The sequence below is a fragment of the Rhodocaloribacter litoris genome (assembly GCF_011682235.2).
Taxonomy (GTDB): domain Bacteria; phylum Bacteroidota; class Rhodothermia; order Rhodothermales; family ISCAR-4553; genus Rhodocaloribacter; species Rhodocaloribacter litoris.
On record NZ_CP076718.1, the window covers coordinates 3,067,801 to 3,082,527 of the forward strand.

At 66.9% G+C, this 14,727-nt stretch carries 15 protein-coding genes, 1 other RNA gene and 2 pseudogenes; 6 read left to right on the forward strand and 12 right to left on the reverse strand.

The genetic code is table 11. The annotated features are described in order from the left end of the window. Window positions 1-28: 28 nt before the first annotated feature. From GQ464_RS19230 to GQ464_RS12750, 4 genes and pseudogenes are all read right to left on the reverse strand, one after another. A pseudogene (locus GQ464_RS19230) lies at window positions 29-271 on the reverse strand (prolyl oligopeptidase family serine peptidase); the annotation flags it as partial. 21 nt (window positions 272-292) lie between these two features. Beyond that, window positions 293-784 (reverse strand): annotated as a pseudogene (locus GQ464_RS12740) (hypothetical protein); the annotation flags it as partial. Between the two features lie 66 nt (window positions 785-850). Beyond that, window positions 851-1,765: a sugar phosphate isomerase/epimerase family protein gene (locus GQ464_RS12745; RefSeq protein WP_166976297.1), complete on the reverse strand. Its 915-nt coding sequence runs from the start codon at window positions 1,763-1,765 to the stop codon at window positions 851-853. A gap of 72 nt (window positions 1,766-1,837) precedes the next feature. Then, entirely contained in the window at window positions 1,838-3,079 is a 1,242-nt protein-coding gene (locus tag GQ464_RS12750; RefSeq protein WP_166976081.1) for a Gfo/Idh/MocA family protein, read from the reverse strand. A 224-nt stretch (window positions 3,080-3,303) separates the two neighbouring features. On the opposite strand from GQ464_RS12750, the gene GQ464_RS12755 reads away from it, so the two are divergent. Continuing rightward, entirely contained in the window at window positions 3,304-4,239 is a 936-nt protein-coding gene (locus GQ464_RS12755) for a phosphodiester glycosidase family protein (RefSeq protein WP_166976084.1), read from the forward strand. A 1-nt stretch (window position 4,240) separates the two neighbouring features. Here GQ464_RS12755 and GQ464_RS12760 read toward each other — a convergent pair whose 3' ends face one another. After that, the gene (locus tag GQ464_RS12760; protein ID WP_166976087.1) at window positions 4,241-4,957 is read right to left on the reverse strand and encodes a tetratricopeptide repeat protein; all 717 of its coding nucleotides are present in this window, start codon (window positions 4,955-4,957) and stop codon (window positions 4,241-4,243) included. Window positions 4,958-5,104: 147 nt separating this feature from the next. Between GQ464_RS12760 and GQ464_RS12765 the strand changes: the two genes are divergently transcribed. Continuing rightward, the gene (locus GQ464_RS12765; protein ID WP_166976090.1) at window positions 5,105-5,920 is read left to right on the forward strand and encodes a biotin--[acetyl-CoA-carboxylase] ligase; all 816 of its coding nucleotides are present in this window, start codon (window positions 5,105-5,107) and stop codon (window positions 5,918-5,920) included. 10 nt (window positions 5,921-5,930) lie between these two features. After that, complete coding sequence (locus GQ464_RS12770) at window positions 5,931-6,707, forward strand: type III pantothenate kinase (RefSeq protein WP_166976093.1); 777 nt, start codon at window positions 5,931-5,933, stop codon at window positions 6,705-6,707. A gap of 25 nt (window positions 6,708-6,732) precedes the next feature. On the opposite strand, the gene udk is transcribed toward GQ464_RS12770, so the two are convergent. The 3 genes from udk to GQ464_RS12785 form a co-directional block, all read right to left on the reverse strand. Continuing rightward, complete coding sequence (udk, locus tag GQ464_RS12775; RefSeq protein WP_166976096.1) at window positions 6,733-7,374, reverse strand: uridine kinase; 642 nt, start codon at window positions 7,372-7,374, stop codon at window positions 6,733-6,735. Between the two features lie 4 nt (window positions 7,375-7,378). Then, on the reverse strand, window positions 7,379-8,203 hold the full coding sequence (locus tag GQ464_RS12780; protein ID WP_166976099.1) for a YaaA family protein: 825 nt from the start codon (window positions 8,201-8,203) through the stop codon (window positions 7,379-7,381). Between the two features lie 63 nt (window positions 8,204-8,266). Next, entirely contained in the window at window positions 8,267-8,608 is a 342-nt protein-coding gene (locus GQ464_RS12785) for a YtxH domain-containing protein (protein WP_166976102.1), read from the reverse strand. A 598-nt stretch (window positions 8,609-9,206) separates the two neighbouring features. On the opposite strand from GQ464_RS12785, the gene GQ464_RS12790 reads away from it, so the two are divergent. From GQ464_RS12790 to ssrA, 3 genes are all read left to right on the forward strand, one after another. Beyond that, window positions 9,207-10,016: an alpha/beta fold hydrolase gene (locus GQ464_RS12790; RefSeq protein ID WP_166976106.1), complete on the forward strand. Its 810-nt coding sequence runs from the start codon at window positions 9,207-9,209 to the stop codon at window positions 10,014-10,016. A 193-nt stretch (window positions 10,017-10,209) separates the two neighbouring features. After that, window positions 10,210-10,659: a hypothetical protein gene (locus GQ464_RS12795; RefSeq protein WP_228350270.1), complete on the forward strand. Its 450-nt coding sequence runs from the start codon at window positions 10,210-10,212 to the stop codon at window positions 10,657-10,659. Window positions 10,660-10,761: 102 nt separating this feature from the next. Next, window positions 10,762-11,132: a transfer-messenger RNA gene (gene ssrA / locus GQ464_RS12800) on the forward strand. Window positions 11,133-11,313: 181 nt separating this feature from the next. Here ssrA and GQ464_RS12805 read toward each other — a convergent pair. The 4 genes from GQ464_RS12805 to GQ464_RS12820 form a co-directional block, all read right to left on the reverse strand. Next, complete coding sequence (locus tag GQ464_RS12805) at window positions 11,314-12,066, reverse strand: copper resistance protein B (RefSeq protein ID WP_166976111.1); 753 nt, start codon at window positions 12,064-12,066, stop codon at window positions 11,314-11,316. A gap of 41 nt (window positions 12,067-12,107) precedes the next feature. Continuing rightward, window positions 12,108-14,003 carry a copper resistance system multicopper oxidase gene (locus GQ464_RS12810; protein ID WP_262899668.1) on the reverse strand — a complete coding sequence of 632 codons (1,896 nt, stop codon included), beginning with the start codon at window positions 14,001-14,003 and terminating at the stop codon, window positions 12,108-12,110. 200 nt (window positions 14,004-14,203) lie between these two features. Further along, window positions 14,204-14,473 (reverse strand): DUF5676 family membrane protein, encoded by a 270-nt coding sequence (locus GQ464_RS12815; protein ID WP_166976114.1) that lies wholly within the window; start codon window positions 14,471-14,473, stop codon window positions 14,204-14,206. A gap of 99 nt (window positions 14,474-14,572) precedes the next feature. Continuing rightward, on the reverse strand, window positions 14,573-14,692 hold the full coding sequence (locus tag GQ464_RS12820; RefSeq protein WP_228350271.1) for a DUF2933 domain-containing protein: 120 nt from the start codon (window positions 14,690-14,692) through the stop codon (window positions 14,573-14,575). Between the last annotated feature and the right edge of the window lie 35 nt (window positions 14,693-14,727).

Below are 14,727 nucleotides of genomic sequence, written 5' to 3' on the forward strand. Positions count from 1 at the left end.
CATACCACCCGTCGGGAACGGATCGCGCTCAGAGCCGCCCTTCGGCCAGCCCGATGAAGAAGGCGTACTCGGTAGCGATCTCGCGATAGCGCTGGAAACGCCCGGAGGCGCCCCCGTGCCCCGCGGCCATGTTGGTCTTGAGCAGCAGCAGGTTGTCGTCCGTCTTCAGGTCGCGCAGCCGGGCTACCCACTTCGCCGGCTCCCAGTACTGCACCTGCGAGTCGTGCAACCCGGCCGTGACGAGCATCGCCGGGTAGGCACGGGCCTGCACGTTGCCGGTTGTCGGGTAGAGGGTTTCGGGGAGAAGTTGACCCGTTTCGAGGTTCTTGACGTAGACGGTGTAGAGGCGGCGTCCCAGCGTGTCGGCTGCAAAGGCGAGCAGACGGCCGTCGTCGCTCACGGCCGTGCCGCCGAGCTGGTAGAAGGTGTGGTCTTTGGCCAGTTCGTTCACGTCGAGCAGGATCTCTTCCGGCGCGTCGAGGGTACCGCGTCGGCGCGCCAGGATGGGATAGTCCTTGCCCGGCTCGTAGCGGGTGTAGTAGAAAAGGTCCGTTCGACCGGGTGGCGGGGGGCGTCGGGTGGGGTGAGGCGCTCCGTTGCCGCATGGGGTTGCGGTATGGGAGTCTGTGCCAGCACGGGCAGGGCCAGCATCAGCCCGAGCACGCCAAACGACACCGTTTTCGGTTGCATGGCTTTTTCTGTAATGTACAGGGGTACAGGATGCCCGTCGCCGCCCGGCAGGGCCCCTGAGGGTTTGACTTGAAACGCCCTCCGGAGGGGCGATACCCCGGCGCCGGTAACGGCTAGGAGGCGAAGCGCGCGGGAGGCACTACGCGATGCGGAAGCAAACTCATTCGTACGTTTCCGCCAGCGCTTCGCGCACGCGCACGAGGAGCGCCTTCGTGGCCCGGATGCCGTCTTCCTCGCTCAGGCCGTCGCCTTCGTACTCGATGCCCACGTAGCCCCGGTACCCGGCGTCGAGGACGATGCGCATCATGCGGAAGTAGTCCGTGTGGATCTCATTGCCCTCCTTGTCGAAGTCGTGGGACTTGGCGCTGACGGCTTTGGCATAGGGCATCAGCTCGGCCACGCCCTGGTAGCGGTCGTACCAGTTGTCATCCGCGATGCGGAAGTTGCCGAAGTCGGGCAGGGTGCCGCAGCGGGGATGGTCGACCAGCTTCATGACGCCGGCGAGCCAGGCGCCGTTGCTGGAGAGGCCGCCGTGGTTCTCGACGATGACGTTGAGGCCGTACGTGTCGCCGAGTTCGGCCAGGCGGCGGAGCCCGTCGGCGGCCAGGCGCATCTGCTCGTCGTAGGAGCCGGCACTCTGGGCGTTGACGCGGATGGAATGACAGCCCAGAAACTGTGCGGCCTCCAGCCATTTGCGGTGGTTTTCGACGGCCTGCAGGCGTTTTGCCTCGTCCGGGTCGCCCAGGTGGCCTTCGCCGTCGCACATGATGAGCAGGCTACGGACGCCTTCGCCCTCGCACCGCTTCTTGAGCTCGGCGAAGTAGGCCCGGTCGGTGGCGTGCTCCCGGTAGAACGTGTTGACGTATTCGACGGCGTCGAGGCCGAACGTCTGGCGCGTGACCTTCGGGAAGTCGAGCGGGTCGAGTTCCTTCGCGAAGAGGGCGCGGTGGAGCGACCACTGGGCCAGGGAGATCTCGTAGAGGTTCTTGCGGGGCCGGGTGAAGGCGCTCCGCGGCCAGACGGCCAGGCCGCCCGCAGCCAGGGCGGCGTGCTTGAGGAAATCGCGACGGTGCATCATGGTGATGTGGGGGTTGGTTCGGGGGGTGAACGTGGTGGGTTCCCCTGCGTTCGGGGTGGGGGATAGGGGTCAGGGTTGCCATGCGCCGCGGGCCACGGCGGGGACGAACGTGTCGAGGCCTTCGGGTTTCCAGGGGAGGGTGCGTTCCTGCTCGGCACTCATGTAGGCCGTCATCAGCAGTTCCACCACCTCGAGGCCCGCGCGGAAGTCGAGTTCGGGTTGCCGGCCTTCGAGGAAGCAGCGCACGAAGTGGCGGTTTTCATCTTCGTAGCCGTACTCCGAGGCCTCGTTGCCGACGACGGGCATGAGCCCCTGCTCGGCGTTTTGCTTCTCGACCAGGTCTTCACCGGCTTCGCCGTGGACGTTGCGGCTGAAGAAGACGCGCACGCCGCTGTCGAGCGAGCTGTGGGACATCGAATACTCGGGACCGAGGAGTTCAGCGCTGAGCCGGAGGCCCGCGCCGACGTAGCTCCAGGAGGTTGTCGTCTCGGCCACCAGCGTGTGGCCTTCTTCGTCTTCATAGAAGATGGTGGCGCGGGCGAAGTCCTCCGACGGGCGGTTGCGGTAGTCGATGTCGGCCCCCATGTGCTGGCGGAGCCAGTCCGCGTATTCGGGCCGGGACCATTTGAGGCTGGCAATCTGGGCGGAGACTTTGACGGGGCGGATGCTGTGGCGGGGGGCACCCGGCTTGGTGAGCAGGAAGCGGGCCACCTCGACGCTGTGGCACATCATGTCGTTGAGCACGCCGCCGCCCTGGAGGGGGCCCTGCCAGAACCAGGGACCGTGCGGGCCGCTGTGTTCCTCGGCGGCGCGGGCCAGGTAGGGACGCCCAGTCAGGGCCGCCCCGCGCGTCCAGACGATCTCGCGCCCCCGGGCCAGCCCCGGCGAGAAAAGCTGGTCTTCGAGGTAGCCGTGGAGCACGCCCGCTTCTTCGACCAGGGCCAGCACCCGCTTTGCCTCGGCCACGTTGCGGGCCAGCGGCTTCTCGCAGGCGATGCCGACGAGCTCGCCGCGCCCGGACTTCAGCGTGTGGACGATCTCCTCCATGTTCTCGATCCGCCGGTGGTTGGGGCCACAGATCCAGATCGCATCGATGTCCGGATCGGCAACCATGTCGGCAACCGAGGCATAGGCTTTCGCCTCGCCGACGTGGAGCAGGCGGGCCAGCGCCGCCGCCTCCTCGGCATGGGCCCGGGTCGGGCTCCAGATGCCCAGGATGTCGGCGTCACGGACGGCCTGCCACGAGCGAATGTGAAACCGGGTGATGAAACCGCTGCCGATGAATCCGATGCCGAGTCGTTTTCCTGCCATCACGTCGTGTTTTTGGGTTGTACGTGCCGGGGCCTGAGGGGGGGAAACCTCCCGGCCGGTAGCCGGGTAGCCGGTCGCAGGGTGCCCGGGACCAGATCGTGCGAACCGGCTCTGAAGTATACGTCAACGGGAGGAAAGGGGAAACCGGCGTTTTTCAAAGGGCGTCCCAGGTGATCCGGTCCGCTCTGGTGCATCCGGTTTTTTGCAAACGGAAGGTATTCGCTATGTCGCAGTGCTGGCACACCGGCTTCGTGCTTCTGCTGGCGGTGACGGCCTGCGGGCAGCAGCCCCGGCCGGAGGAGCTGGAGATGAACTGGGAGCCGGTGGAGGACCTCAACGCCGATCTGCCGCCGGGGGTGCGGGTCTATGCGGGGCGAAACGACCGGTTGCCGTTGCGGGCCTGGTACGTCCGGATCGACGAGGCGGACCCGGCCATCACGACGCGGGTGGTGGTCTCGGACGAGCCGGACCGGCGCGAGACCGTCGAGAGCTTTGCGCGCGATCTGGGGGCCTGTGTGGTGGTCAACGGCGGGTATTTCGTCATGAGCCAGAATCCGGCACGGCACGCCGGCCTGCTGCTCATCGACAGCATCCTGATCGAGCCGGCGACGCGTTCGGTGGTGCGGGACACGGTGCGCTACGAGGCGGCCCGGGCTGCGCTGGGCCTCGTCGGGGACAGTGTGGCCTTTGCCTGGGTGACGACCCGCCGGGATACGGTCTATGCCTGGGCCGAACCGCCGGCCCACCGGCCCGGTCATCCGGCGCCGCCGCTGCGGTATGAGGCGGCACGGCCCTGGCCGGTGCGCGACGCCCTCAGTGCCGGCCCGGCGCTCGTCGTCGGCGGGCAGGTGCGTGTGACGACGAACGAGGAGGTGTTTTTCGGCTCGGCGATTCCGGACGTGCACCCCCGTACGGCGGTAGGACGCACGGCCGACGGTGCCCTGCTCGTGCTGGTCGTCGACGGGCGGCAGCTCGAGAGCCGGGGGGTCAACCTGGAAGAGCTAGCGTGGCTGATGCGCGGCATCGGCGCCGTCGATGCGATCAACCTGGACGGGGGCGGGTCGGTTTCACTCGTCGTGGGCGGGCGGCTCGTCAACCGGCCCGTCGGGGGCACCGCCCTGCGCGAGGTCATGTCCGCCCTGGCGACGTTCTGCGAATGAGTTATTGCATCCACGGGGCCAGCAGCGGGTGGGTCGCCAGCGGGTGCAGGACGGCGTCCTCGCGGATGTGCTTCGGATCGAGCAGGTCCCTGCGGAACCCCTGGGCCAGCACGGTGGCGGCGTCGCCGGGCCGGTGCTGCAGGGCAAAGACCCGGGCCAGCTGGTAGTAGGCGGCCGGCTTGTGGGGGGCCTGCACGAGAGCGATGCGGGCAAAGGCCTCTGCGTGGTCGAGGCGTTCGAGCTCGACGGCGTTCCATGACAGGCGCAGGTGGAGGTCGGCGTCGTCGAAGACGTGACGGGCGGCGGCATCGAGGGCCTGCTCGGCGCGTGCGAGGTTGCCGCTGCGGCGGGCGGCCTCACACAGGAGGGTGTAGGCCTCGCCGTCGTCGGGGTCGAGCCGGACGGCGTGCTCGGCGTCCCGGAGGGCATCGGCCGGGCGGTCGAGTGCCAGCAGCACCCGTGCCCGCAGCTTGCGAGCGGGCTGGTCGTCGGGGAGGGCCTCCAGCACGCGGTCCAGGCGCGTTTTGGCTTCGAGCAGGCTGGCACCGCTCTTCCAGGCCGCCTCGGCACGGTGATACTGCGCGTCGAGCTGCGGCGTGCGCACCATGCCGTGCGCCGGCGGGACGGGGGGGCGGCGTACCGGTTGCGTCGCGGCAGCCGGTACCAGCGTGAGGGCCAGCAGCCCTCCAACCATCAGCTTGATTGTCCACTGCTTCATGGCACGCTTGCTTTCCCTTGCGGCTGTCTTATCTTGGCAGCCTTCGCACCGGCTCCGTGTCAAGAATCATTCCACCCGAACACCTGGCACGAGCCGGGGGCTGCCGTCGCCGGTGCGTCCTTTTTTCCACACAACCGCGCCCTGCCGATGAAACACCCGGGCTCTGACCTGGCGCTGGTGGAGGCCGTCGTGCCGTTGCTGCGTACCTGCTGTTTCGGGCGCGCGCTGCGCGGGTACGAGACGGTCGGCTCGACGAACACGGTGGCTGCCGCCTGGGCGGCCGAGGGGGCGCCGGAGGGGGCCGTGGTGGTGGCCGAATACCAGACGGCCGGGCGCGGCCGGCGCGGGCGGGCCTGGGAAGCCTCCGCCGGGCGGAACCTGACCTTCTCGGTGGTACTCCGGCCCACGCTGGCCCCCGAGCGCCTGGGGCTGATCACGCTGGCGGCGAGTGTGGCCGTGGCCGAGGCCGTCTCTGCCTTCACCGCACCCCTCGAAGCCACCATCAAATGGCCCAACGACGTGCTGCTGGAGGGGAAAAAGTGCTGTGGGATGTTGCTCGAGTCGTCGCTGTACGCGCATCACGGCGGTGCGGCGGCCGTGATCCTGGGCATCGGGCTGAACGTCAATCAGGATACTTTCCCCCCGTCGCTGGCGGAGCGGGCCACGTCGCTGCTGCTGGCTGCGGGACGTCTCGTGCCGCGCCCGCCGTTGCTCGCCTGCCTGCTCGAACGGCTCGAGGCCCGCTACGAGACCCTGACCACGGACGGCGGCGCGGCGGTGCGGAAGGCCTACGAGGCCCGTCTGGCCGGCCTCCACCGCCCCGTCACCTTCTACCTGGACGACGGCACGCGACTCCGCGGCATCCTGGCCGGTCTCACGGATACCGGTGCGGTGTGTATCGAGACGGCCGGGGGCCCGCGGGTGTTTCATGCCGGAGAGGTCTCCACCGCACCCCCGGCCTGAGCAGCGCGCCATGTGGCTGGCACTCGACATCGGCAACAGTTCGGTCAAGGGCGGCCTGTTCGAAGGCTCCGGCCTGGTGCACACCTTCCGGCTCGATCTGACCCGGCGCGATCCGCCGGAAGCCTGGGACGCGGCGCTGCGGGCGGCCCTGGCGGGGCAGCGGGTCGAGCGGGCCGGCGTCGCCTCGGTCGTTCCACCCGTGGTGGAGGGCGTGCGGGCGGTGCTTTCCCGGCTCACGGGCGCGGCGCCCGTGGTGGTGCACCCGGGGCTCCGGCTGCCGCTCCGGCTGGCCTACGAGACGCCCCACACCCTGGGCGCCGACCGCCTCGCCGCGGCCGTGGCGGCCTGGACGCGGTACGGTCATGCGCCGGAGACCCCCCGGGACGTCGTGGCCCTGGATGCCGGCACCGCCGTGACCTACGACGTGGTCGACCGCACCGGCACGTTCCTCGGCGGCCCGATCGGTGCGGGGCCGGTCCTCGTCCGGCAGGGGCTGGCGACCGGCACGGCCCAGCTTCCCGAAGTGCCCCTCGAACGCCCGGTCGAGGTCATCGGCCGCTCGACGCGCGAAGCGCTGCAATCCGGCATCCTGTATGGCTTCATCGACAGCGTCGCCGGGATGCTGGCCCGCCTGGCCGCCCGGCTCGGCCGCCGGCCGTACGTGGTCGCCACGGGCGGCTGGGCGCCGTTCCTGGCTGATCACCTCGACGCCATCGACCACGTGGAGCCCCACCTCGTGCTGCAGGGGATCTACGACCTGATGGTGCTCAACGGCGGTTCGGCGTGATCACGGGTGCGTACCGGCGGCCGTGCTATGGCGCTGCGGCCGGGGCGGCCTGCTGCAGCAGCATCTCGATCCGGGCCAGCACCATCTCGATGGCGACCTCGTTCTGCCCGCCCCGGGGGATGATCACGTCCGCTTCCCGCTTCGAGGGTTCGACGAACTCGAGGTGCATCGGGCGGACGGTTTGCTCGTACTGCGCCAGCACCGACTCGATGGTCCGCCCGCGCTCGTGCAGGTCCCGCCGGATGCGCCGCATGAGCCGGACGTCGTCGTCTGCGTCGACGAAGAGCTTGATGTCCATGCGCTCGCGCAAGAGGGGTTCGGCCAGCACGAGGATCCCTTCGACGATGATCACGGGCCGGGGCCAGACGGTCTGCGTCGTGGCCTCCCGGGTATGCGTGGTGAAGTTGTAGACCGGCTTCTCGATGGGCTGCCCGGCCAGCAGGGCATCCAGGTGGGCCCGCATGAGGCGGGTTTCCAGGGCGTCCGGATGGTCGAAGTTGAAGCGGGTCCGGGCTTCGAAAGGGAGGTGACTCAGGTCGACGTAGTAGGCGTCGTGGTCCAGGACGGCAATGCGTTCCGGCCCGAAGGCGTCCAGGATGCGGCGCAGGACGGTGGTTTTGCCGGAGCCGGATCCCCCGGCAATGCCGATGACGACCGGGCGCAGCATGGGCCTATCCGTTCTCCGCTTTCACCATCACGAGCGTGCGCGTGCGGGTGGCCTCGTCGTACGTGGAGGCGGCTTCGTCGAGGCGGTAGCCGTCGGGGTGTTCCCAGTTCCGCAGGGGTTCGTAGTCTTCGAGGGTTTCCCGGACGATGAAGTTGACCAGCCGCCCCCGCAGCGGTTTGACACCGTGCGAGACGGGCTTGCGTTCGCCGTCGCGTTCGATGAAGAACTTGACGACGACCATTTCCGCATAGGTGTGGGTGTCGTCCCAGGCTTCCTGGTGGGCGCCGGGCAGCAGGTTCCACACGTAGGCGCCTTCGAGCCGCCGGTTGAGCAGTTTGCTCACGTGGGGACGCCAGTACTGCGACACCTTGCCGATCTCGGGCAGGACGGCATCCATGCGGAGGCGGTAGTTGGGGATGAGGTCGTCCGGGCGCAACAGGCCGAAGAGGCCGGAGAAGATGATACCCTGTTCGAGGAGGCGACGCTGTGCGCCGGTGGGCAGCCCGGCGAAGTCCATGGCCTTGAACATCACGCCGGGGCTGTAGCGGTCGAGCGCCGACATGAGGGGGGCTTCATAGAGGGCGAGGTTGGTGCGGATGGTTTCTTCGAGCGTCTCGCCCTTGACGCCGAAGATTTTCTCCAGGGTGGCCGTATCGCTTTCCCGGATGGTTTTTTGCAGCGCGTCGATGAGGGCGCGGCGTTCCGGGTTCAGCTCATTGAAGTAGTTGAAGGTGTTCGAGGAGCGGTAGTCGAACATGTCCGGCGCGAAGGGGTTGCCTCCGTCGCGCTTGCCTTCGGCCGGGGGCAGGAGGATGGCGAAGTTGGGCATGGGCGTCAGCGAGGTGTGCAGCGGGGCGGCCCGGTTTCCGGGCGGATGCGCACCCGGACCGGTTTATTCGGCGGTCGAGGAACGTGGCCGTGCCGGGCGCTGCTGGCGCATTTCGCCGAGGAGTTCGTCGATGTCTTCGCGGATCTGGCGGGCCCGGGCCCGTGCGTCGGCCACGAGGGCATCGCCTTCGCGCCGGGCTTCTCCGGCGGTCTCCGGGTGCAGGAGTTGATCCATCACCTCACCCACCTGGCCGGCCAGGTTCTCCAGCTGGTAGGCCAGGCGACGCCGCAGTTTGCGCCCCTCCTCCGGCGCCAGCAGCATGCCCAGGGCAAAGCCTGCCGCCCCCCCGAGCAACACCCCCCAGGCACCTGCCCGCAAAACCCGGCTCCATCCTGTCTCTTTCATCGGCATTCGTCGTGGCGCGTTGGCGCCGTCTTCCCTTGGTCGATCGCGAACGGTTCGGGCCTTTAACCGGACGTGTGGAGCCCCTGTTTCATCGGTCGTGCCTAAATCCGCACGCGCCGCCGTTTCTGCAGGCCGCCGGCAGGGTCAAAGCAAAAAAGCCACCGCCGGAAGGCCGATCGTAGCTTTTCGCACGCGGGGCTCGAAGAGGCCGTGTTACACGGCCGGGAGACGCCTAGCGATTCTTTTTCTTGTGACGGTTCTTGCGAAGCCGTTTTTTGCGCTTGTGCGTTGCGATCTTATGACGTTTGCGTTTACGGCCACAGGGCATAACGAACTCCTCCAGTCGTCTGACTTCAGGAAAGTGCGAGCCTACGAAGATACCAAGCGTAGAGGCTGTCGTGCAACGTCTGGCACGGGTGGGGGTTTCTTGCTTTTCTTGAAGATCCGGTTGAGGCATGCCGGTTTGAAGCCCTCCGCCTGAACTCCGGCCGGGGACGGGGCGTTTTGCTGCCTGTGCCGGGATCGCTTTTCGATCCGGGACCGTCTTATCTTTCCGGTGCCCGGGATCGACGTACCAGATGAACCGTCGTAGTCGCTCATGCCTTGTTCGCCCTATTTGCTTCATGAGGAGAAGGGATTTCGTTTTCTTGACGAGGGCCCGGTCACGAAGGCGCCGCCCGTCGTCCTGTTGCACGGCATGCTGGGCGACCTGAGCAACTGGTCCGGCACGGTGGCGGCCCTGTCGGCCCGGCAATACCGGGTGCTGGCGCCGGTGCTGCCCGTTTACGAGCTGCCGCTGCCGCAGGCCAACGTGCGAGGGCTGGTGGCCTATCTCCACGACTTTCTCACGACGATCTGTGACGGTCCGGTGGTGCTGGCCGGCAACTCGCTGGGCGGGCACGTGGCGTTGCTCTACGTCCTCGAACACCCCGGCCGGGTCGTCGCGCTCGTGCTCTCCGGCGCCTCGGGTATCTACGAGGTTGAGATCGGCTCGTCCACGATGCGGCGCAGAGACCGGTCGTTCATTCGGGAACGGGCCGCACGCACCTTCTACAGCCCCGAGCACGTCACCGACGAGCTGGTGGAAGAGGTCTACGAGGTGGTCAATGATCGGGGGCGTGTCCTGCGGCTGATCCGCATGGCGCGCTCCGTTCAGGCCGAGACCGTCACGGATCGCCTGGGCGAGATCCAGGCGCCCACCCTGCTCGTCTGGGGGCGCAACGATACCATCACCCCACCGGAGGTGGCCGAAACCTTTGCCCACCTGCTGCCGGATGCCGAACTGCACTTCATCAACCGGTGCGGGCACGCCCCCATGATCGAACACCCGGCCGCCTTCAACGCGATCCTGCTCGACTTCATGCGCCGGAAGCTGGGGGTTCCCCTCCGGGTGGCCGTCTCCTCCTGAGGGGACCGTGCGGCCGGTGGGGCAAATCTTGATCCCCGCACGTTGGAACCCGCGGGCGGCCAAACCGAATGCCTTCTGCCGCGTTAGCATTTCGTCCGGCTTGAGTCGAATATCTTTCCCGCAGGTGCACGCCGAAATGCTTGCTTCGATGCTGCACACCGGCGCGATGCCGCTTCGCCGGTTGGCGAGGCGTTTGGTCCCGGTTGCGTTGCTGTTGCTGGTGGTCGGAGGAGCGGGTTGTTCGCCCTCCCTCTCCCCGCTTTACCGGGATTATGAGGTGGCCGGGGCGGGAGCGGCTACCGACCTGCGGGGGCGTATCGAGGTGGCCCTGCGCCAGGCCGGCTGGCACCTGGTGGAGGCCGATGCCCCCAACGTGGTCGCGACCGAGGCACGGACGATCACGAACTGGGGCCTCTACAAGGTGCAGGCGTCCCTGGAAGTGGCCCCGCTGGGAGAACGCCATGTCCGCGTCTTCATCCATCCCTACCGGAAATTTTTCACCGGCGGGCGGAGCAAGATCCCCTACCTGCGGGGGAGCCTCCGGCGGGCCATCCTGCCGGCCCTGACGCGGGCTTTTGAGGCGCAGGGGCTCCGGATGATCGGCTCGGCCGTCGAACGCGACGAGGAAGTGGGCGGTCGCTAGGCGATGGACCGTCGCCGGCCCCGGGCCGGGAAACCCGGTGGCCGGCCGGGCGGTATAAGTCCTGTCACGCCGCCGCAGGCGTGTACCGTTCTTTGCCAGACTGGGGATGACATGGATTCGACGGGCGGAGACGTGGAGCAGACTGCGTGCCGAGCTGCCTGGTATGCTCGTAAATCTCGCCAGGAAACGGTAAATGCGAACGATTACGCATACGCGATGGCGGCCTAATCAGGCCTGACCATCTGTCTCCGGCATGGCTCGTCCACCGGCCTGCCTGGAGGCATCGACCTCAGGTGGACTGGTCGTGAGGGCGCCGGCTGAGCCCGAGCGACGAGAACCAACCAGCCTCGGCCTGCATCTGGCCTCGCCGGCCGGCAGACGATGCAGGCGACACCGCAATAGGCCGGCTACGCACGTAGACGTCTGTGTCTGCGACCGTCCGGACCCGGGTTCGATTCCCGGCATCTCCACCATGTGACAGCCGCAAGTGCCTGTAGAAAAGGTGCTTGCGGCTGTTTTTGTTTTGCGGGGGGTAGTGCCGGGTTTTCCTCACGGCCGTGTGTTGTGCCGTTTGTCCGAAGCATCAGGGAGCCTTATCTCCCCTCAGGTCAGGATTGGTGGATCGCCGGCTGTTTCAGGCTGTCGGGTCCTGGTTCAGTGCCACCATCGAAGCCCGAAAACCAGTCCAACGGTTCGGGTATCCTCTCCTTCGGCCCGGGCCAGATCGCCCGTGCGGCCGAAGAGGCGGCTCCAGCTCACCCCCAGGTACGGGGCGAATTCCCGCGCGAGCTCGTACCGGAGCCGGAGGCTCAGTCCTACGCTGTTGAGGCCTTTTCCTACCCCCCAGGTTTCCACCTCCTGCACCGCAGCCACGGCATCCAGACGGGGTTGAAGGATCAAGCGCTGGGTGACGAACAGATCGTAGCTGCCGGTCAGGCCGGCGGATACGTCCCCGTCCTGGCTGATAAACAGGGCAGGTTCCAGCTCGAACCAGTAGGGCGCCAGCCCTTCGAGGCCTACCACCAGGTGTCCCCGCCGCCGGGTTTGTTCGCTGCTATAGGCCACGTCGAAGCGGGCGCCGGCCTGCAGCTCCCAGTAGGGGGCGATGAGGCGGCTGTAGAGGGCCTGAAACTCCATCTCGCCCCCGCGCTGCGAGGTCGAAAGGTCGCCGTCACTCTTGATCCAGAACCGGTCATATTCCTTCCCGATGGAGGCAAACATGTCCCAGGCCAGGGGGCTGCCTTCCAGGCCCGGCGCCGCTTCGAAGACATCGAAAAGGACGAAGCCATAGATGTTCTCATTTTCGAACCGGGGCCGGGGCAGGTTCTGAGCCTCCACGGGCCGGAAGGGCCCTGCGGCGAGGAGCAACACCCCGGTCAGGGCCAGCAGGCGTATCGTGTTCAACATAGCAGACAGGAGACGATGCGTGACGAAACGTGCGGGTGCGCTCACTGGCTAACCTCCGCCGTCGCGGGTTCAGTGACTTCCACAACGCGAAACATGCCCATATCCATGTGATAGAGGATGTGGCAGTGAAACACCCAGGGGCCGGTCTCATCGGGGACTACGAGTACCGAGAGCCGTTCGGCGGGCTTGACAATCAGGGTATGCTTGCGGGGCAGGTGCGGGAAGTGGCCGTTCTCCAGCATCATCCACATGCCGTGCAGGTGCATGGGATGCTCCATCATGGTGTCGTTGACGAAGGTGATCCGCACCCGCTCGCCTTTTTCGATACGGATGGGCTCAGGGGCCTCCGAGTAGGCTTTGCCGTCGATCGACCACATGTAACGCTCCATGTTACCGGTCAGGTGGAGCTCGATCTCACGGGTCGGGGGAGGCATGTCGATCGTCGGCTCCATGCTCTTCAGGTCGGTATAGACCAGCACCCGGCGCCCGTCGTTGCCCAGGCCGATGCCGGGTTCGTGGAGGCGGCTACGGGTCATCATGGGTACGGCGGCATTGCCCGGCCCGTGGGTGTCTTCTCCGTGGGGCACGGCCGGAGGGAGGGTGCCCGGAGGGGCCAGCCCCGCCATGGCCCCCATCTGCATCCCGTGCCCTTCGTGGTCCATGCCTGGCATGTTGCCGTGGTCCATGCCTGGCATGTTGCCGTGGTCCATGCCTGGCATGTTGCCGTGGTCCATGCCTGGCATGTTGCCGTGGTCCATGCCTGGCATGTTGCCGTGGTCCATGCCCTGCATGTTGCCGTGGTCCATGCCCATATCGGCCATGGAGCGGGCAGGGCGGCGGCGCTGTTCGGGGACCGGAGCCTGCAGGCCTTCGCGGGGGGCGAGTGTGCCGCGGGCATAGCCGCTGCGATCCATCGACTCGGCGAAGATGGTATACGCCCGGTCTTCCCGGGGCTCGACGATCACGTCGTAGGTCTCCGCGATGCCGATGCGGAACTCGTCCACCGTCACCGGCTGGACGTTCTGCCCGTCGGCCTGTACGATGGTCAGGGGCAGGCCCGGGATCCGTACATCGAAGAACGACCCGGCCCCGGCATTGATGAAGCGCAGGCGGACCCGCTCGCCCGGGCGGAACAGGGCGGTCCAGTTGTCCTCCGGCGCCAGCCCATTCATCAGATAGGTGTAGGTCGCCCCGGTGACGTCGGCCAGGTCGGTGGCGTCCATCCGCATGCGGCCCCATCTGAGGCGATCGCGCAGGCTCAGGTCTTCTCCCCGGAGCAACCCGAGGAGGGTCTGTCGCTGGAAGTTGTAGTATCCGGGCATTTTGCGGAGCTTGCGCAGCACCCGGTGCGGATCCTCGAAGGTCCAGTCACTGAGTACGACCACGTGTTCGCGGTCGTAGGCCACCGGGTCGTCACCGGCAGGATCGACGATGATGGGGCCATACACGCCCGTTTGTTCTTGCAGGCCGCTGTGGCTGTGGTACCAGTAGGTTCCGGATTGCCGGAGGGCGAAGCGATAGGTGAACGTCTCGCCGGGCCGGATGCCGGGGAAGCTGACGCCGGGCACGCCATCCATATTGAAAGGAACCAGCAGGCCGTGCCAGTGGATCGAGGTATCCTCCTTCAGCCGGTTGGTGACCTTGAGGACCACCTCTTCCCCTTCGCGAAAGCGTAGCAGGGGGCCGGGCACGGTTCCATTGATGGTGGTAGCCCGAGCATGGCGCCCACCGAAACGGAGCCCGGTCTCGGCGATGGTCAGCTCATAGACCGTAGGGGGGCGTGAACCCGCGACGGGCGGGGTCAGGCCTCCAGTCAACGGGCGGGCATAGGCCGGGAGCAGGTGCTTGATTCCGGCCAGCAGCCCGAACGCTGCGGCCTGGTGTAAAAAAGTGCGCCGGGAAAGGGGCGCGGTCTCCAGCGTCAACTTTTTTTTCATCGCGGTGTGGGCCGTGGAGTCTCTGAGCAGGCTAACGGCAGGCGGGGCCGGACCAGCCGGCCCCGACAGACGGCTCCAATAAAGGGTACGGTGCCTTAAGCCATCCTGAAAGAAACCTTAAGGATATTTAAGGTGGGGTGGGGCGCCCCGGGGGCCCCGGTTGTCGGCCGGTGCCCCCGGTCTACTATAGAGAGGAGGGTTCAGCTTGGCTCTGATTTCGCCCAGCGTCGATACAGGGCATTGTAGATGAGTGAAAAGACCAGCCCGATATAGACGCCCCAGAGGAAACTCTCGAAAAGCCCCAGGATGAAGCTTCCGAAGGTGAGCCAGGTAAAGGCCGGCAGAACGGTTTCCAGGAACGTGTGCATATGCACACTATCTGGGGTGATCAGGCCGTACAGGACGCAGAGGAGGTAGCTGAGGCTGGTAAAGAGGGCCAGCGCCCAGGTAACGAGTCGGGTGTTCAACATGGCATCCTCACGGGTTTGGTTCAGGAGACAACGAAAGTATGCGATGCAACGGGGGAGGGCAGCGTGCGGCCGGAGGCACCCGAGCCGGGCGCCCGAGCGCTACCCTTCCCGGTGCCTGCCGTGCCCGCCATGGCCGTGACCGTGCCCGAACAGGTGGAGGGCGATAAAGGCCAGCAACAGCAGGACGAAAAACCAGTTTTCAGCGAGCCAGTCCATCATGTGTTTCGACCAGGATGATGGGTTCAGGGGGGTAG